Origin of the sequence: Streptomyces sp. SCPE 10, from assembly GCF_051980735.1 — a bacterium.
In the GTDB taxonomy this organism is placed as follows: domain Bacteria; phylum Actinomycetota; class Actinomycetes; order Streptomycetales; family Streptomycetaceae; genus Streptomyces; species Streptomyces misionensis.
Genome location: NZ_CP197069.1, coordinates 4,422,625 through 4,440,011, shown reverse-complemented (window position 1 = coordinate 4,440,011; position 17,387 = coordinate 4,422,625). Strand labels below are relative to the sequence as shown.

The 17,387-nt window shown below is 71.7% G+C and carries 15 protein-coding genes; 5 read left to right on the top strand and 10 right to left on the bottom strand.

From position 1 onward, the window contains the following. Nucleotides 1-138 precede the first annotated feature (138 nt). The 3 genes from ACSP97_RS20610 (at nt 139) to ACSP97_RS20600 (ending at nt 5,263) form a co-directional block, all read left to right on the top strand. Nucleotides 139-1,545 (top strand): condensation domain-containing protein, encoded by a 1,407-nt coding sequence (locus tag ACSP97_RS20610; protein ID WP_355145238.1) that lies wholly within the window; start codon nt 139-141, stop codon nt 1,543-1,545. Between the two features lie 86 nt (nt 1,546-1,631). Next, nucleotides 1,632-3,716 carry a hypothetical protein gene (locus ACSP97_RS20605; protein WP_364733695.1) on the top strand — a complete coding sequence of 695 codons (2,085 nt, stop codon included), beginning with the start codon at nt 1,632-1,634 and terminating at the stop codon, nt 3,714-3,716. Next, the gene (locus ACSP97_RS20600; RefSeq protein WP_358271051.1) at nt 3,716-5,263 is read left to right on the top strand and encodes an ABC transporter substrate-binding protein; all 1,548 of its coding nucleotides are present in this window, start codon (nt 3,716-3,718) and stop codon (nt 5,261-5,263) included. The genes ACSP97_RS20605 and ACSP97_RS20600 overlap by 1 nt, the downstream gene beginning before the upstream one ends. Nucleotides 5,264-5,267: 4 nt before the next feature. Here ACSP97_RS20600 and ACSP97_RS20595 read toward each other — a convergent pair whose 3' ends face one another. The 8 genes from ACSP97_RS20595 to hemL all read right to left on the bottom strand — a co-directional run bounded on the left by ACSP97_RS20595 (nt 5,268) and on the right by hemL (nt 13,464). Next, on the bottom strand, nt 5,268-5,675 hold the full coding sequence (locus tag ACSP97_RS20595) for an SRPBCC family protein (protein WP_355145232.1): 408 nt from the start codon (nt 5,673-5,675) through the stop codon (nt 5,268-5,270). 25 nt (nt 5,676-5,700) lie between these two features. Then, complete coding sequence (gene ccsB / locus ACSP97_RS20590) at nt 5,701-6,801, bottom strand: c-type cytochrome biogenesis protein CcsB (protein WP_355145230.1); 1,101 nt, start codon at nt 6,799-6,801, stop codon at nt 5,701-5,703. After that, entirely contained in the window at nt 6,798-8,510 is a 1,713-nt protein-coding gene (gene resB, locus ACSP97_RS20585) for a cytochrome c biogenesis protein ResB (RefSeq protein WP_440553713.1), read from the bottom strand. The genes ccsB and resB overlap by 4 nt, the downstream gene beginning before the upstream one ends. A 3-nt stretch (nt 8,511-8,513) precedes the next feature. Continuing rightward, nucleotides 8,514-9,278 (bottom strand): cytochrome c biogenesis CcdA family protein, encoded by a 765-nt coding sequence (locus ACSP97_RS20580; RefSeq protein WP_146467011.1) that lies wholly within the window; start codon nt 9,276-9,278, stop codon nt 8,514-8,516. A gap of 19 nt (nt 9,279-9,297) precedes the next feature. Further along, nucleotides 9,298-9,888, bottom strand: coding sequence for a TlpA family protein disulfide reductase (locus ACSP97_RS20575; RefSeq protein WP_355145226.1), 591 nt, complete (start codon nt 9,886-9,888; stop codon nt 9,298-9,300). Between the two features lie 116 nt (nt 9,889-10,004). Next, nucleotides 10,005-11,255, bottom strand: coding sequence for a hypothetical protein (locus ACSP97_RS20570; RefSeq protein ID WP_355145224.1), 1,251 nt, complete (start codon nt 11,253-11,255; stop codon nt 10,005-10,007). Nucleotides 11,256-11,434: 179 nt separating this feature from the next. After that, on the bottom strand, nt 11,435-12,094 hold the full coding sequence (locus ACSP97_RS20565) for a histidine phosphatase family protein (RefSeq protein WP_355146004.1): 660 nt from the start codon (nt 12,092-12,094) through the stop codon (nt 11,435-11,437). Nucleotides 12,095-12,147: 53 nt separating this feature from the next. Beyond that, nucleotides 12,148-13,464 (bottom strand): glutamate-1-semialdehyde 2,1-aminomutase, encoded by a 1,317-nt coding sequence (hemL, locus tag ACSP97_RS20560; protein WP_355146002.1) that lies wholly within the window; start codon nt 13,462-13,464, stop codon nt 12,148-12,150. A gap of 1,019 nt (nt 13,465-14,483) precedes the next feature. On the opposite strand from hemL, the gene ACSP97_RS20555 reads away from it, so the two are divergent. Continuing rightward, nucleotides 14,484-14,921: a hypothetical protein gene (locus ACSP97_RS20555; RefSeq protein WP_003992141.1), complete on the top strand. Its 438-nt coding sequence runs from the start codon at nt 14,484-14,486 to the stop codon at nt 14,919-14,921. A gap of 140 nt (nt 14,922-15,061) precedes the next feature. Here the strand turns inward: ACSP97_RS20555 and ACSP97_RS20550 are convergent, their stop codons facing one another. Both ACSP97_RS20550 and ACSP97_RS20545 read right to left on the bottom strand, forming a co-directional pair. Continuing rightward, nucleotides 15,062-15,286, bottom strand: coding sequence for a tautomerase family protein (locus ACSP97_RS20550; protein WP_355145213.1), 225 nt, complete (start codon nt 15,284-15,286; stop codon nt 15,062-15,064). 52 nt (nt 15,287-15,338) lie between these two features. Then, nucleotides 15,339-16,121 carry an SDR family oxidoreductase gene (locus ACSP97_RS20545; protein WP_355324554.1) on the bottom strand — a complete coding sequence of 261 codons (783 nt, stop codon included), beginning with the start codon at nt 16,119-16,121 and terminating at the stop codon, nt 15,339-15,341. Nucleotides 16,122-16,281: 160 nt separating this feature from the next. Between ACSP97_RS20545 and ACSP97_RS20540 the strand changes: the two genes are divergently transcribed. Next, the gene (locus ACSP97_RS20540) at nt 16,282-17,187 is read left to right on the top strand and encodes a helix-turn-helix transcriptional regulator (RefSeq protein ID WP_355145209.1); all 906 of its coding nucleotides are present in this window, start codon (nt 16,282-16,284) and stop codon (nt 17,185-17,187) included. Nucleotides 17,188-17,387: the final 200 nt, after the last annotated feature.

Here is a 17,387-nt window from a genome sequence, read left to right as displayed (position 1 = left end):
GGTTAATCACTTCCCCGTTCGCCCTGCCACCCGTTCCGCTGAAATGGCTCCGCCGGGCATGTCCCGGGCGCGTCCCCCGTCATTGCCTTGACGGGGGCCCCACATCCAGCAGGGGCCCCCTTCTGCGATGGGAGACGCGTGCGAATCACTGACATCCAGCGCTGCGGAGTACGGCCGGGACGGCTCGTCGAGTGGACGCTGAGCCCGGCCACCGTCGCGGCGGCGACCCGGCTGCCGGAGGACTCGCGGCCGCCGGCCTACATCCAGGAGTCGCACATCCGGACCGCCAAGTGCGTCCGGGAGGACGGCCTGTTCGTGCCGACCTGGCTGGGCACCGGGTTCGACCTGCCCGGCCCGGTCGACCTCGACGCCCTGCAAGCGGCGCTGCGCTCCTGGACGCTGCGGCACGAGACGCTGCGCAGCGGCTTCCGCTGGGCGGGCGAGGAACTGCGCCGGTTCACCCTCGATCCCGCCGACGTGTCCCTGAGCAGGACGGACGTCGGCGAGTTCACCGACGCCGACCGGCTCGTGCGCCATCTCCAGGACCGCTTCGACACCGTCGCGGACGCCCTGCGCTGGCCGAACCTCATCTACACGGCCGTCGTGCGCGAGGACTCCGCCAGCGTGTACATGGCCTTCGACCACAGCAACGTGGACGCCTACTCGCTGACCCGGATCGCCGCCGAGGTGAGCGAGCTGTACGCGGGCATCCGCGGCGGCCGCACCGAGCAGCCCCGCACCCCCGCCGCCAGTTACGTGGACTTCTGCGAGATCGAGCGGGCGGACGCGGACCGGCTCGACGGCGGCCACGACATCGTGGCGCGCTGGCGGGAGTTCATCCGGCGCGGCGACGGCACCCTGCCGGCCTTCCCGGTGGACCTCGGCCTGACGCCCGGCGGGCCGCTGCCCCGGCAGGCGATGCTGTGCGAACCGCTCGCGGACGCGGACACGGCGGCCGCGTTCGAGGCGTACTGCCGGCCGTACGGCGGGGCCCTGGTCGGGCTGCTGGCGGCGACCGCGCTGATCGTGCAGGAACTGGGCGGGCAGCCGGTGTACCGGACGGTGGTGCCCTTCCACACCCGGGTGCGCTCGCGCTGGACCGACTCGGTGGGCTGGTACGTGGGCGGGGCCCCGATCGAGGTGCCGGTCGGCCGCACCCGGGGCCTGCCGGACGCGCTGCGGGCGGTACGGGCGGAGCTGGGCGCCAACCGGGCGCTGGCCCGGATGCCGCTGGCCCGGGTGCTGGCGCTGCTCGGCGCGGACTTCCGGCCGACCTCGCCGGACCTGTACTCGATCGTCTCCTACGTGGACACCCGGTCGGTGCCCGGCGCCGACCGGTGGCGGGAGATGCGGGCGCACGCCCTGCTGCGGGTGTCGTACGGCGACCAGGTGTGCGTCTGGGTGAACCGGCAGCACGAGGGGCTCTGGCTGGCCACCCGGTACCCGGACACCGACGTGGCGGCGAAGAACATGCGGCTCTACGTCGAGCGGCTGCGGGACCACATCGCCTCGGCGGGCCACGGGCGCCTGTCGGCGGTGTCGTGAGCGCACATCGTTACCCAAACGGGCAACTTTGGCCCTGGCGTCGATCAACTGCCCCTTTTTACACTGTTGTTGAGGGGGGAGATGCGGTGCACACACAGTTGCACGGGCGGGGGGCCCTGTTCGACGCGGATCCGGCCGGCCTCGCGCCCCGGCTGGTGGGCCTGGCCCCCGGGCACCATCGCGCCCACCCTCTGGAGCACCCGGAGGAGCCGCCCTTCGTGGTGCTCACCGGGGCCCGGGGGCTGGGCAAGAGCGCGGTCCTCGGCGCGCTGCGGGACGCCTACCAGGGGCATACGCCGGTCGCGTTGATCGACTGCTCGGCCCGCCAGTTCACGGAGCCGCCCGCGGGTCGGTCCCCCGAGTCCTGGTCGCCGTCGGCCATCGCGCTGCTGGTGATCGCGGAGCAGCTGGCCGAGCCGGTGACCGGCGCCGGGCGGATCGCCTTCCCGCGGCTGATGTCGGGCCTGGTCGCGGTGGCCGCCGGCGGCTGGGGCGACGCCGACTCGGAGCGCATCCGCCGGGAGGTCGAGCGCATCCTGCTGCTGAACGAGCGCGGCGGGCGGTTCGGTTCGCTCGCCGGACGCTGGGCGGCCAAGGTCGCGGCGAAGGTGGTCGCGGCCGCCGCCGGCGGGAACGCGTTCGTCTCGGGCGCGGTGGAGGCCACCCTGGAGTCGGTCGCCGAGGGGTTCACCGGCCACCGGCAGCAGAAGGCGTCCCAGTGGTACCGGTCCTACCCGAACGCGGGCGGCAGCTCCCAGCGCGGGCTGATCCTGCTGTCCCAGCACTTCCGGGACGGCGGCGGCTCGCGCGAGCACGCGGAGCGGTATCTGGTACGGGCCCTGCTCGCCGACCTCACCGAGGCGTACACCGGGTTCATGGCGAAGATGCAGCGCCTCGGCCGGCCCCTGGTGCTGCTCGACAACGCCCAGTCGTCACCGGGTCCCGAGCTGACCGCGGCGGTGCTGCGCGACCGCGCCGACGGCATCGGCGACCGCGTCGCCTTCGTGGCCGCCCGGCGCGGCGAGGGGCGCGAGGAGCTGCCCAACGCGACACGGCGGAAGCTGGCCGAGGTCGCCCGGCGTACCGAGTGGACGCCGGACTCGGCGCCCTCCTCGCGTGCCCTGCTGGTCGCGCTGTCCCCGCTGAGCGCCGACGACACGCTGCACATCGTCGGCGCGCTGTGCTCGGACACCGCCGTACCGTCCCACCTCCCGGCCGCCGCCCACCGGCTGACCGGCGGGAACCCGCTGGGCGTGGTGCTGCTCGCCGAGTCGGCCGCGCAGCATCTGCCCGGCGTGACCTCGCTGGGCGAGCTGCTCACCGCGGAGTTCCGGCCGGCCGAGGACCGGCGGGGGCTGCCCGCCCACCAGGCGCTGCTGGACCGGCTGGTGCCGGCCGAGTACCTGGAGGAGCTGACCGTGCTGGCCGCCGCCCACGACCACGACTCGGCGTGCGCCCTGGCCGCGGCGCTGCTGCCGGACACCTTCGGGCCCGCGGACGTCCGGGCACTGCAGACGCTGCTCGCCGAGGAGGGACTGCCCGTGGTACCGGGCCAGTTCGTCGGCGATCCGTTCGTGCGGGCGCTGCTGTTGCTCCGGCTGCACCTGCGCGACGCGGACCACGCCTCCTGGCGCCGCGCGCACCAGACGCTGATCGACCACTACACGCGGCCGGAGCGGGCGCCGTACCGGCTGCACCACGAACTCGCCCTCGGCAACACGGAGTCGGCGGTCGCCAGGCTGCGGGACGACTTCACCACCGCCGACCCCCGGGCCTGGCTGCGGACCCTGCGCTTCATCGCGTCCGCGCCCTACTTCCACGCACACGACGCCGAGGGCCGTGACTTCAGCGGGCGCGGCAACCGGCGGGCCGCGGTCGCGCTCGGGACCACGGACGCCGGGTACGCGGTGCCGCGGGACGTGGACGCCGTACTCCACCTGCGGGTACGGCGGCTGCTGCACGCGGTGTGGGAGCTGACGGACCCGCTGGTGCTGCCCGATCCGAAGGTGTGCGACCGGCTCCGCTTCGAGCTGGAGCAACTGTCCAATCTGCGCCCCGCGGCGGGCGCGCTGCTGTGGCGGGCCTCCCGGGACTGGCCGGCCGCCGCGCTGGCCGGGCGCCCGCTGGAGGGCCCGGACGAACCCGAGGACGACGGGCGTGGGGAGGCCTGATGGCGGTCGGGGGCATGGGGAGCTGGGTCCGTGAGCACGTGTGGGAGATCCCGCTGCGCCGGTATCTGTCCCTGGGGCTCGCGGTGGTGCTGGTGGCCGGCGGGGTCTTCGGGGTGCGCACCGTGATGCGGGAGGTCCGGCAGTGCGCGCCGGGGGTGTCGCGCCCCGCGGGCGGCAAGGAGTGCCTGGGCGTGGCGACCGGGCCGTACGACTTCGGGCAGGAGCGGTTCGGCAAGGTGGTGGAGTCGATCCGCAAGGAGAACGACTCGCTGAACGGGCAGAAAGCGGACCCCTCTGTGACGGTGGCGCTGATGCTGCCGTTCACCTCGCACGAGACGACCGATCTCAACGACGTCGAGCACCAGCTCCAGGGCGCCTATCTCGCGCAGTACTGGGCCAACCACAATGGCGAGGACCAGTCCCCGAAGATCCGGCTGGTGCTGGCGAACTCGGGCACCGGCAAGGACACCTGGAAGACGGCGGTCCACCAGCTGGAAGGCATGACCGGGGGCAAGGACCGGCTGCGGGCGGTGGTCGGCATAGGGCAGAGCACCGACGCCAACGAGGCCGCCGTCAGAGAGCTGACCGAGCACCGGATCGCGGTGGTCGGCTCCTCCATCACCGCCGACACGCTCGCCAACGGGCAGCCCGGCAAGCCGAACCCGTTCCCCGGTCTCGCCCGGGTGGCGCCGACCAACGCCGACGAGGCCCGCGCGCTCGCCCACTACGCCCAGGCGAACCCGAACGGGAACAAGGCCATCCTGGTGTACGCCGACCCCGGCGACCCCTACACCAACTCGCTCAAGCAGTCGTTCGGGACGCTGCTGAAGGGCTCGCCGTACACCTCGGTCCTGGAGCAGCCCTTCACCCCGTCCGAGTCCTCGACCGACTTCCGGGACATCAAGCACACCGTGTGCGACACACCGGCGGACACCCACACGATCCTGTTCGCGGGCCGGCACGCCGATCTCCAGCAGTTCGTCAACGTGCTGGGCGGCCGCGGCTGCAAGGAGCACTCCTTCCAGATCCTCACCGGCGACGAGGCCTCCTACCTCACCTACGACAAGGACCTGGACCAGGAGGCCCTCCAGCAGAACCTCACCGTGCTCTACACCTCCCTCGCCCACCCCGACGCCTGGGTGGACGACCCGCCGAAGACCGGCGGGTCCACGGACGACTACTACGTCCTCAGGGGGCTGCTGAACGACGACAAGCGGGGGCCGATCGGCCCGGTCGCGCTCGACGACGGCCAGCTGATCATCGGCTACGACGCGGTGCGGCTCGCGGTGGAAGGCATCCGGCGGGCGGTGGTGCCCCAGGGCGAGGACATCCCCGCCCTCAAGAGCGTCGGAAACGTCTGGCCGCGTGTCGTCGGCTCGCTGAAGCTGGCCGGCGCGAGCGGCTGGATCTGCCTGGACAGGCACGGCAATCCCTACGACAAGGCCGTACCGATCGTGCGGCTGACCAAGGGCGGGGCCCAGTTCGTCCGGCTGGCCTGGCCGAAGGGGAAGGCGCTGGACAAGAGCGGCTGTCTGAAGCCCGAGTGAGTCGTCAGCCCGGGAAGTCCGCCCCCAGCAGGGCGATCAGTCGTTCGAATCTACGGCGCCAGTCCATGTCCGTCGGGCCCTCACCCTGGAACTCGTGCGTGAAGCGCAGCACACTCTCCGCCGTGCCGTCCCGCTCCAGGTGGAAGCGGAGCCGGCCGCCCTCGACCGTGTACTCCGCCATCCGGTCCACGTCCCAGGCGGTGATCCGGCCGGCGCCCAGGCCGCGCAGCGAGACCGCGCCGTCCAGACGGGGTTCGAGAGCGTCGACGGCGGTGCACCACGCCCCGATCCCCTCGGGGGTGGCCACCGCCGCCCAGACGTCCTCCATGGGCCTCGGGAGCCGCACCAGGAAGTGGAGTATGTGCGTGTTCCCGTGGGTCTGACTGGTGCCCTGCGCGATGGAACCGCTCATGACTCCAGTGTGGGCGACCCCTGGCTCACACGCCCGCGTAGGAGTGCTTGCCGGTGACGAAGATGTTCACGCCGTAGAAGTTGAACAGCCAACAGGCGAAGGCGATCATCGCCAGGTAGGCGGCCTTGCGGCCCTTCCAGCCGGCCGTGGCCCGCGCGTGCAGGTAGCAGGCGTAGGCGACCCAGGTGATGAACGACCAGGTCTCCTTGGGGTCCCAGTTCCAGTAGCGGCCCCAGGCGTCGCCGGCCCAGATCGCGCCCGCGATGATCGTGAACGTCCACAGCGGGAAGACGGCCGCGTTCACCCGGTAGGCGAACTTGTCCAGGGTGGCGGAGGCGGGCAGCCGCTCCAGGACCGAGGTGGCGAAGGAGCCGGGCTTCAGGCCGGCCTCCAGCTTGTTCTCGTACGAGTCCTTGAACAGGTACAGGATCGTGGCCACCGCGCCGACGTAGAACACGGCACCGCAGAAGATCGCGGTGGAGACGTGGATGTACAGCCAGTACGAGTGCAGGGCCGGGACCAGCTGGTCGCTGGCCGTGTAGAGCACGGTGACGGCGAGGCCGAGGAGCAGCAGGACCGTGGTGGTCAGGAACAGGCCCAGCCAGCGCACGTTCTTCCGCAGCGCCAGCAGCACCAGGTACACGCCGACGGCGACCGCGGTGAAGGTGATGCTGAACTCGTACATGTTGCCCCACGGCGCCCGCCGCACCGAGGCGGCGCGGGCCACCACGCCCGCGAGGTGCACCACGAAGGCCAGCACGGTCAGCGAGACGGCGATCCGGCCATACAGGTCGCCCTGGACGGTTCCGCCGTGCGCGCCGGGGCCGTCCGGCACGTCCCGGGAGCCGGCCGCGGCCCGGACGACGACCTGGGGGCGCTCCAGCACGGCGGTGCCGCCGGCCTTCTTCACGGTGACGGCGGGACGGCTCGTCTGCCGGGCGGTGTCCGCGGTGAGCGCGTTGGCCGTGCGGCCCACCTTGCTGCGGCTGCCGAAGATCCATTCGGCGATGTAGGCGAGGAAGGCCAGGGTGTACACGGTCATCGCGGAGTAGACGAGCGTGTTGCTCATGCTCGCGAGATGCTCGTTGGTCCCGGCGGCCAGCTCTGTTACGGCGGCGAGAGTCACTTCTCAGCCCCTTCGGCAGGTACGACGTGAGGGTCGGGGATGGGGGAAGGGTCGTCGTCGGGGTCGGGTGCCCCCGGCGCCTGGTCGTAGAGGGTTCCGGCGAGGTCGCCCAGCTCCTCCGGGAGCTTCGAGGACTCGCTGCGGCCGAGCCCGGCCATCTCGACGACCGTCACGCCGTCGGCCCCGCGCACCGCGCGCACCCAGACCCGGCGGCGCTGGATGAACAGGGACCCGGCCAGACCGAAGATCGCGGCGATCGCGCCGCCCAGCGCCCAGCCGCTGCCCGGCTCCTGGACGATCTCGAAGCCGGCCCACTGCTTGATCTCCTTGTCGAAGGTGATCGAGCCGGCGCCGTTCGGCAGCTGCATGCTGTCGCCGGGCTGGAGCAGCTTCTTCAGCAGCTGGCCCTTGTCGTCCTTGAACGCCTTCATGTGCGAGGTGTCCAGCTGGTACACGCTCTGCGGGATGCCCGCGTCCACCCCGAGGTCGCCGTGGTAGGCGTTCACCGCGAGCAGCGGGTTCAGCAGCGCCGGGAACTGGGACATCATCGTGCCGGCCTTCGGGTCGAAGGTCGGCACGAAGAACGCCTGGAAGCCGAGTTGCTCCTTCAGGCCCTTCGGGCTGCGGTAGCCGTCCATCACCTTCACCACGCCGTTGGAGGTGACGTTGCCGTCGAGCGGCAGCAGCGGCACGGCGTCGTGGTAGACGACCTTGCCCTTGCCGTCGCGGACGGTGATCACGGGGGCGTAGCCGTGGCTGACGAGGTAGACCTTGGACTCGCCGATGTGCAGCGGCTGGTTGACCTTGATGGTCGTGGCCTTGCGCTTGCCGTCCGCGCCCTCGCTGTATTCGATCTTCGCCTGGTAGGTGCGCGGCGTGCCCTTGTTGGGCCCGCTGGTCTCGTAGGTGCCGGTGAACTTCTTCAGGTCGAAGCTGAACGGCACCAGCTCGTCCGGCTGGAACATGCTGCCCGACTTGAAGTCGTCGTACATCGGCAGCGCGTTGGAGAAGCCGTCGCCCTCCACCATCAGCTTGGTGCCGTCCGACTTGTACATCTGGCCCCAGGCGAAGGCGACCAGCAGCACGATCAGCGCGATGTGGAAGATCAGGTTGCCGACTTCGCGCAGGTAGCCCTTCTCGGCGGCGACCGCGTCACCCTCGGCGTGGGCACGGAAGCGGCGCCGCTTCAGGAGCCTCAGCGCGGCCTCGCGCACATCCTCGGGCTCGGCCGTCGTGCGCCAGGTGGTGTACGCGGGCAGCCGGGACAGCCGCTTGGGGGCGCCCGGCGGCCGGCCGCGCAGCTGGCCGGTGAACTGCCAGGCGCGCGGCACGATGCAGCCGATGAGGGAGATGAACAGCAGGATGTAGATCGCCGAGAACCACACCGAGCTGTAGACGTGGAACAGCCCGAGCTTGTCGTAGACCGGCGCGAGCGTCTTGTGCGCCTCGCGGAAGGCGTCGACCTTGTTGAAGTCGGCACCGGTCTGCGGGATCAGCGAACCGGGGATCGCGCCGAGCGAGAGCAGCAGGAGCAGCAGCAGCGCGACCCGCATGGAGGTCAGCTGCCGCCAGAACCAGCGGATCCAGCCGACGACGCCCATGGCGGGCACACCGGACAGCTGCTCCTCGCGCGGGGCGGTGGACAGCTGGGACCCGGCGGCGCCGAGATCCTCCTGGCCCTGGCTCGTGTCGGTTTCGGTCTTGCTCATCGATCAGATCCCCACAGTGAAGCCGTTGGACCAGGTCTGCATCTGCTGCACCAGGCTGTCCCACGCACCGGTCAGCAGCAGCACACCGGTCACGATCATCATCGTGCCGCCGATGCGCATCACCCACACATAGTGGCGTTTGACCCAGCCGAAGGCGCCGAGGGCCTTGCGGAAGGCCACGGCCGCCAGCACGAAGGGCACGCCGAGGCCCAGGCAGTAGGCGACCATCAGGGTCGCCCCGCGCCCGGCGCTCGACTCCTGCATCGCGAGGATGTTCACCGAGGCGAGGGTCGGGCCGATGCAGGGCGTCCAGCCGATCCCGAACAGGGCACCGACTATCGGCGCGCCCACCAGCCCGGCCGTGGGCCGCTTGTGGAGGCGGAACTCGCGCTGGGTGAACCAGGGCATCAGCCCCATGAAGAACGCGCCCATGAGGATCATGACCACGCCGAGCACCTTGGACAGCGTCTCCTTGTGCTCCTGGAGGGTCCAGCCGAAGGAGCCGAACAGCGCGCCGCCGGAGACGAACACGGCGCTGAAGCCGAGCACGAACAGGGCGGCGCCGGCCACCATGCGTCCGCGCCGGGCCTCGGCCAGGTCGGTGCCGGCCACCCCGGTGACGTAGGAGAGGTATCCGGGCACCAGCGGCAGGACGCAGGGCGAGAAGAAGGAGACGAGGCCGCCGAGCAGGGCGAGCGGCAGCGCGACCAGCAGTGCCCCGTGGAGCACCGTCTGGTTCTGCGCGGCCAGCGTCACCGGGCCGGCCAGCGTCACAGTCGCGCTCACGTCACTTCTCCGCGACGACCGGCTTGAGCATCTTCAGCAGCGTGGTGTCGTCCAGCGCCTCCAGCGCCCGGGCGGCGACCTTGCCGTGCCGGTCGATGACGAGCGTGGAGGGGATCAGCTGGGGGTTCAGGGTGCCCTTCTTGAAGCGCAGCATGAGCTTGCCCGTGGGGTCGTACAGGCTCGGGTAGGCGATCCCGTGCGCCTGCTCGAAGGCGACCGCGGGGGTGGTGCTGGTGTCGCGGGTGTTGATCCCGACGAACTGCACGCCCTTGCCCTGGTACTGCTTCGACACCTTGGCGAAGTACTGGGCCTCCTCGCGGCACGGACTGCACCACGAACCCCAGACGTTGATGACGACGACCTGGCCCTTGTAGTCGGCGACGTTCAGGGTCTTGCCGTCGATGGTCCTGCCGGACAGGTCCGGGGCCGCGGCGCGCTTGCTCACCGGCACCGTGTCGATGCCGTTGTTGCCGGTCACGAAGTTGGTGTTGCCACCGCCGCCCGAGGTGCCGCCCTTACCGCACGCGGACAGGGACAGGGCCGCGGTGACGGCCACGGCGCTGAGCAGGACGGCGCGGCTACGGGTACTCATGTGAAAAGTTTCGCATGTCGTTCCCGGGGTTCTCGCGCACCCCCCTGCGGGGCGGAAAACCGCATTTCAGAGCTATTTACACGGGACATTTCAGACAAGGGAGCCGGGCCGGGCGGTCAGGCGAGGAACGTCTTCCAGCCACCGGCGGGCTGCCGGCCGACCTCCAGCGTGCGCAGCTTGTCCAGCACCTCGGGCTTCTGCACGTCGATCCACTCCACGAACTGCTTGAAGGAGACCAGCCGTACGTCGGCGCCCTTGTCCCGCTCGGCCGCGATGTGCTTGAACGCCTCCTCGACGGAGTCCATGTAGATGCCGCCGTTCCACTGCTCGAAGTGGTTGCCGATGAAGAACGGCGCCCGGTTCGTCTCGTAGGCCCGCTGGAAGCCGGCGATGTACGCCTGCGCGGACTGCTTGCGCCAGCCCGGGTAGTTGTAGGCGGGCGCCTTCGTGGAGTTCACGGACTGGTTGGCGAGCATGTTGTAGTCCATGGACAGCACCTCGAAGGAGTGCCCCGGGAACGGCACCTGCTGCAACGGCAGGTCCCAGATCCCCGACCGCTTCACCGGCCACACCTGACGGCCGCCCGGGGAGGAGGCGTCGTAGCGCCAGCCCAGCTCGCGCGCGGTGGGCAGCAGGTTGTCCTGGCCCAGCAGACAGGGGGTGCGGCCGCCGGCCAGCTCCTTGTCGTAGTCGAAGGGGAGCGCGGGCAGGTCGTGCCAGCCGGTGTTGGTCTTCCACTCCTTGACGAAGGACTTCGCCTGGTCGATCTCGCTCTTCCACTGCTGTGGCGTCCACCACTTCACCGAGCCGTGCGTCTCGCCGCAGAAGTGCCCGTTGAAGTGGGTGCCTATCTCGTGGCCCTCCAGCCAGGCCCGGCGGACGTTGGTGAGGGTGGCCTTGATGTGCTCGTCGGTGAGGTAGCCGATGTCGGAGGCGCCGCGCGGGTTGTTCGGGGGCAGGTACAGCCGCTTCTTCGACTCGGGCAGCAGGTACAGGCCCGAGAGGAAGAAGGTCATGTGCGCGCCGTGTTCCTTGGCGAGGTCCAGGAAGCGCGGGAAGAGGCCGTTGCCGACCTCGCCCGCGCCGTCCCAGGAGAAGACGACGAACTGGGGCGGGGTCTGGCCCGGCTCCAGCGGCTCGGGCCGCGCGGGCTGCCCCGGCTGCTTGCCGGTGAACGCGGTGGAGCCGTCGCCGATCGGCTTGGCCGGCCGTTCCCCGCTGCCCTGCACCTGGTGGGAACCGCCCGTGTGGTCACCGCCGTCCGAGGACTTGAGGCTTCCGCAGCCGGTGAGCGTGGCGGCGGCGGCCGCACCCGCGCCGAGGCCGAGCATTCCCCTGCGGGTGAGTGTCCGGGAGACGGTACGCATGAAAGATCCCCGATTCGTCGCGCGTGATGGTGGTCACCCAGTCAGAGGGCACGACGATCGGGGAGGTTCCGTGAACTTGTATGTTTTTCTTAATACTCCCGGCAAAAGCGTCCTAAGTGTCCCTTAACGGTCCGTCAGGTGACGGGACTCGGAACCGCGGTCGGCCGCTCGTACCGTGGTCAGGCGCCGAAGGCCTTCCCCTGCCCGGCGCCCTTGCCCTGCTGCGGCTTGGCGCCGGCGCGCAGATGGGCCGGCACGAGATCGATCGCGGGCTCGCTGTAGCCGACGGACACGATCTTGTCGCCGAGGTAGGTGAACGAGGTCAGGGAGGCGAGGGTGCACTGCCGCTTGCGCGGATCGTGCCACAGCCGCCGCCGCTCGACGTACGACCGCACGATCCACACCGGCAGCTGATGGCTGACCAGCACCGCCTCGTGCCCGCGCGCCTTGTCCTTGGCCGCGTTCAGCGCGCCCATCATCCGCACGACCTGGTCCACGTACGGCTCGCCCCAGGACGGCCGGAACGGGTTGGTCAGGTGCTTCCAGTTGCCGGGCCGCTGGAGGGCGCCGTCACCGACGCCGAAGGTCTTGCCCTGGAACACGTTCTCGGCCTCGATGAGCCGCTCGTCGGTGTCCAGGTCGAGGCCGTGCGCCTTGGCGATCGGGGCGGCGGTCTCCTGCGCCCGCTCCAGCGGGGAGGCGCAGACGTACGTGATGTCGCGCGGGGCCAGGTGCTCGGCGACCCGGTCGGCCATCCGCCGCCCCAGCTCGGACAGGTGGTAGCCGGGCAGCCGCCCGTACAGCACCCCGGTCGGGTTCTCCACCTCGCCGTGCCGCATGAGGTGGACGACGGTGACGTCCTTCTCGCTGGTGCCGACGCTGTTTCCGATGGTCACGCGGTGGCCTCCGCAGCCGCCCGGGCCGCCGCCGGAAGGGCGTCGGCGATCTTCTGCACGGCCCGCTCGTCGTGGGCCGTGGACACGAACCAGGACTCGAAGGCCGACGGCGGCAGGTAGACGCCGTTCGACAGCATCGAGTGGAAGAACGCGGTGAAGCGGTGCGTCTCCTGACGCTTGGCGTCCTCGTAGTTGCGCACCTGACGGTCGGTGAAGAACACCGTGAACATGTTGGAGGCGTTCTGCACCCGGTGCGCCACGCCCTCCTTGCTCAGCGCCTCGGTGACCAGGGACCGGAGCTGCGCGGAGGTCGCGTTGACGGTGTCGTACGCCGCCTCGTCGAGCAGCCGGAGCTGGGCGAGCCCGGCGGCGGTGGCCACGGGGTTCCCGGACAGCGTGCCGGCCTGGTAGACGGGCCCGGCGGGCGCGAGGTAGGCCATGACGTCGGCCCGGCCGCCGAACGCGGCGGCCGGGAACCCGCCGCCCATCACCTTCCCGAAGGTCATCAGGTCGGGCTTGACCCCGTCGACGCCGTACCAGCCGGCGCGGCTGGTGCGGAAGCCGGTCATGACCTCGTCGGAGATGTAGAGGGCGCCGTTCTTGTGGCAGGCGTCCCTGAGGCCCTGGTTGAAGCCGGGGTCCGGCGGCACCACGCCCATGTTGCCGGGCGAGGCCTCGGTGATCACACAGGCGATCTCGCCGGGGTGCCGGTGGAAGGCCTCCTGCACGGCTTCGAGGTCGTTGTACGGCAGCACGATGGTGTCGCCGGCCTGCGCGCCGGTCACCCCCGGCGTGTCGGGCAGCGCGAACGTGGCGACCCCGGAGCCCGCGGCGGCGAGCAGCGCGTCGACGTGCCCGTGGTAGCAGCCGGCGAACTTGATCACCTTGGACCGCCCGGTGAACCCGCGGGCGAGCCGGATGGCGGACATGGTCGCCTCGGTGCCGCTGCTCACCAGCCGGACCTGCTCCACCGGCTCGATCCGCGCGACGATCTCCTCGGCGAGCGCGACCTCGCCCTCGCCGGGCGTGCCGAAGGACGTTCCGCGGGTCACGGCCTCCTGGACGGCGGCGATGACCTCGGGGTGCGCGTGCCCGAGGATCATCGGGCCCCAGGAGCACACCAGGTCGACGTACTCCCGTCCGTCGGCGTCGGTGAGGTAGGGGCCGTTGCCGGACACCATGAAGCGGGGCGTGCCGCCGACGGCGCCGAAGGCGCGCACCGGGGAGTTCACGCCCCCCGGCGTGACCACCGAGGCACGGTCGAAGAGCGCCTGGGAGGCGGGCGCTTCGTAGGGATAGGGCGTTTCGCTCAGGGCACTCATGTGTGCGGCTTCTCCGACCTCTCGGACTCCGGTTGCGGGGTGACCTCCTCAGGGTAGGCCGCCGGACCGGTGCGGTGGCGGCCCGCCCGCCGTTCCGCGCCGCTCCGGTCCGCCATCTGCGAGACTGAGACCCGACACACACAGCTCCTGCGGGCACGTAAGGATCAGGGACCGGCAGATCCCCGTGGACTGTTGTTCCACCGCACGTTTCGGCGGGCGGCCGTGGGGGAGGTCACTGACACGATGATCGGGTTGCGCGGCGGGGGCCACGCGTCCTAGAAAAGCAGTCGGGTGGAGATATGCATCGCGGTGGCGGACTGGGCGAGGGGACCGATGACCTGGGTCCTCGACGTGCCCGGCGGGGAAGGCACCGGCGCGAAGCGGAGGACACGACCGAGGCACGTCGCACCCCGGCCGCACCGGCCGAACCGGAGCGGTACGACCGGGGGACCGACCGGTACGACCGACAGCCCGAGCGCACGCGTGAACAACAGCCGGAACGACCGCTGGACCGGACACGGGAGACTCCCCCGGACCGGCCGCGGGACTTCCCGCGGGACCTTCCGCACGACCGGACGGCACGGGACCTCCCCCTCGGCCGACCGCAGGACCTTCCGCTGGACCGGCCGAGAGACCTGCCTCTCGGCCAGGCACGGGACCTTCCGCTCGGCCAGGCACGGGACCTTCCGCTCGGCCGGCCGCAGGACCTTCCGCTGGAGCGTCCGTCGGACCCGGCGCGGGACCGGTCGTCGTCGGACCCGGCACGGGACCGGACCTTCGACGTCCCCCGGGACCGGACGTTCGACCTTCCCCGGGACCGGACCCTGGACCTGGACCCGACCTTCGGCGTGGACCGCGCGGGGGGCCCGGACCGCCCCGCGGACCCCGCTCCGGGGCGCGCGGGCCGGCGCCGGAAGGACCGCCGGGCCAACCGGGCCGACAGGGCCGAGCGGGCTGATCGTACGGACCAGGCCGACCGCCTCCGGGCGGGGAGCGGGAATGGTGGTCGAGTGGGGGTGACCTACAAGTACTTCGGCGCGCCGGACGGCGCGACGGCGGCCCGCGTTCCCATCTCGATGCGCCCCGAGGAACTCGGCGGCGACGAGCTGGGCATGAACGGCATGTTCACCAAGATCAAGCCGGAGACCATGGCGGCCATGGTCCTGACCGGCATCGAGGGCGTCCCGCTGCACAAGGTCCCGCCCCTCGAACTGGTCGTCCTGCACCCCGACTACGCGGTCGTCAAACTCCCCATGACCGTGGTCGACCCCCTGCGCGGCATCGGCGAGGAAGCCGTCGGCGCCGCGGCCTTCATCTGGTCCACGGTCCCGGACCGGGGCGGCCCCCGGGACGCCTTCAACGTGTACCAACTGCTGCACGAATGGCAGGACTTCTCGCATCGGCTGCATGAAGCGGGGCATCAGGCGTACTGCCTGGTGTGGCCGTGAGGTGGGGTTCGGGCGGGCGTTGAGGTGCCCCCTCTTCCAGCACAGTTGAGGGGGCCCGTCAGATGCAGACAGCCCGGCATGGAGAACCAGGCGGAGTCAGGACGGTGAGGTGGCCCTCGGTCCGCAGGTGCCCGGGGCGGTCAGGCGTCCTCGGTCGGTGTCGCCTCGCCGAGCATCGCCAGGGTCAGCACATTGCCGCCGATCCCCCAGCCGCCGTCGGTGACCTCTTCGACCAGGACCATGGTGTTGGCGCGGGCGCGCTCGCCGTAGAGCTCGACGTACAGCTCCGTGGTGCGGGTGACGATCAGTTCCTTCTGCTTCGGGGTGAGGGTCTTCTCGGGGATCTTGAAGTTGGCGAAGGGCATGGCTCGTTCTTCTTTCTCTCGGTGGGGTTCTCTCGGTGGGGTGTCGCGCGGGTCAGATGATTCCGCCGTTGGCGCGGACGACCTGGCCGTTGATCCAGTGGCCGGCCGGGGAGGCCAGGAAGGCGACGACCTCGGCGATGTCGGCCGTGGTGCCGAGCCGTTCCAGCGGGGCCCGGGCGGCCAGGCGGGCGATGGTCTCCTCGTCCTTGCCGTCCAGGAACCCGTCCGTGGCCGTGGGCCCGGGTGCGACGGCGTTGGCGGTGACGTCCCGGCCCCGCAGTTCCCGGGCCAGGATCTGGGTCAGCGCCTCGACCGCGCCCTTGCTCGCGGCGTACGCGCCGTAGGTCGGGAAGGCCAGCCCCACCACGGACGTGGAGAACGTAAGGATCGTCCCGCCGGAGCGCACCCGGCGGGCGGCCTGCTGGACGACGACGAAGGTGCCGCGGATGTTGGTGCGGTGCAGGTCGTCCAGGTCCGCGAGGTCCATCTCGGCGATCGGCGCCATGCGCACCCGGCCGGCCGCGTGCACGACGACGTCGATGCCGCCGAACTCCGCCTCGGCCGCGTCGAACAGGGCCGCGACCGCCTGTTCGTCGGCGACGTCGGCGCGCACCGCGATCGCCCGGCCGCCGCCGGCCTCGGCCTCCCGCACGGCCGCCTCGGCCTCGGCCCGGTTCCCGGCGTAGCCGACCACGAGCGCGTAGCCGTCGGCGGCCAGCCGGCCGACGGCCCCGCGGCCGATGCCGCGCGAACCGCCGGTGACGATCGCGACCCGGGGCGCGCCGGAGCGCGGGGCCGGACCGCCGGTCGCGTCGGGGAAGGTGGGGATGGGCATGGCCGGCTCCTGTGGTGGATGGTGGTCGGGCGACCGCGGCCTCGCCGTCGCCCTGCTGCTTCTCCACGATCGGCCGGTTCCGCGCGCCCAGCCAGGGCTGCGTCTACCCAGGGGACGCCATCCCCTGGTTACGCTCCCGCGCGCGAGTGACCATGGAGGGGTGAACCTTCCAGAGCTCGGCGCCTTCCTCCGGTCACGCCGCGACCGCGTCCGCCCCGCCGACGTCGGTCTGCCGCAGGGCCCGCGCCGTCGCGTCCCCGGGCTGCGCCGCGAAGAGGTCGCCCAGCTCGCGGGGCTGTCGGCGGACTACTACACCGAGCTGGAGCGCGGCAGCGCCAAGCACGGCGCGCAGCCCTCGGCCCAGACCCTGGCCGCCCTCGCCCGAGCCCTGCGGCTGAACGGCGACGAGCGCGACCACCTCTTCCACCTGGCCGAACGGCCGATCCCCCGATCGGCCCACGGAACGTCGGCACATGTGCAGCCCGCGCTCCTCGGACTGCTGGACCGGCTGTCCAACACCCCCGCGCGCGTCATCACCGACCTGCACGAAACGCTGGTGGAGAACGAGCCCGCCCGGGCCCTGCTCGGCGCGTCCCCGGCGCGGCGCGGCCCGGAGGCGAGCTACGTGTACCGCTGGTTCACCGATCCGCGGGCGCGCGAGATCCACCCTCCCGAGGACCACCCCCGCCACTCCCGGGTGTTCGTGGCCGACCTCCGGGCGGCGGCCGCCCGGCGCGGCCGGGACGCGGAGGTCGCGAAGATGGTCGCCGCGCTGCGCCGGCGCAGCCCGGAGTTCGCGACCCTCTGGGACACCCATGACGTCGCGGTGCGCCGCATGGACCACAAGCGGATCGTCCACCCCCTGCTCGGCGTCATCGAACTCGACTGCCACAACCTGCTCAGCGAGGACGGACGCCAGCGCCTGCTGTGGTTCACCGCGCCGCCCGGCAGCCGGGGCGCCGAGCAACTGGAGCTGCTGTCCGTCATCGGGACCCAGGACCTGGGTCCCGGCGCGGACACGGCACCGCAGGGGCTTGCCGCCCGGGAATCCGGATCCCAGCACTGACCCACGCCGCCGCGCGCACGCGACACCGATCACCGCGCCGCCGCACGCCCGCCGGACCGATCACAGCGCCACGCCGCGCCGCCCCCGCCCTCGGGACCGAACGCGGCGCCGACCCGCGCCGCCGCGCGCCCGCCGGTCCCCCGGTCGCATGAGCCGGGGCTCCCCGCCGCGCCCTCCCGGGGAACGACACCGGCCCGCCG

Bases quoted from the DNA above. Each gene is read 5' to 3' on its own strand.
- ACSP97_RS20570 (WP_355145224.1), bottom strand. From the start codon at position 11,255: ATGCGTACCGTCTCCCGGACACTCACCCGCAGGGGAATGCTCGGCCTC.
- ACSP97_RS20545 (WP_355324554.1), bottom strand. From the start codon at position 16,121: ATGCCCATCCCCACCTTCCCCGACGCGACCGGCGGTCCGGCCCCGCGC.
- ACSP97_RS20550 (WP_355145213.1), bottom strand. From the start codon at position 15,286: ATGCCCTTCGCCAACTTCAAGATCCCCGAGAAGACCCTCACCCCGAAG.
- ACSP97_RS20600 (WP_358271051.1), top strand. From the start codon at position 3,716: ATGGCGGTCGGGGGCATGGGGAGCTGGGTCCGTGAGCACGTGTGGGAG.
- ACSP97_RS20595 (WP_355145232.1), bottom strand. From the start codon at position 5,675: ATGAGCGGTTCCATCGCGCAGGGCACCAGTCAGACCCACGGGAACACG.
- ACSP97_RS20565 (WP_355146004.1), bottom strand. From the start codon at position 12,094: ATGCGGCACGGCGAGGTGGAGAACCCGACCGGGGTGCTGTACGGGCGG.
- ACSP97_RS20575 (WP_355145226.1), bottom strand. From the start codon at position 9,888: ATGAGTACCCGTAGCCGCGCCGTCCTGCTCAGCGCCGTGGCCGTCACC.
- resB (WP_440553713.1), bottom strand. From the start codon at position 8,510: ATGAGCAAGACCGAAACCGACACGAGCCAGGGCCAGGAGGATCTCGGC.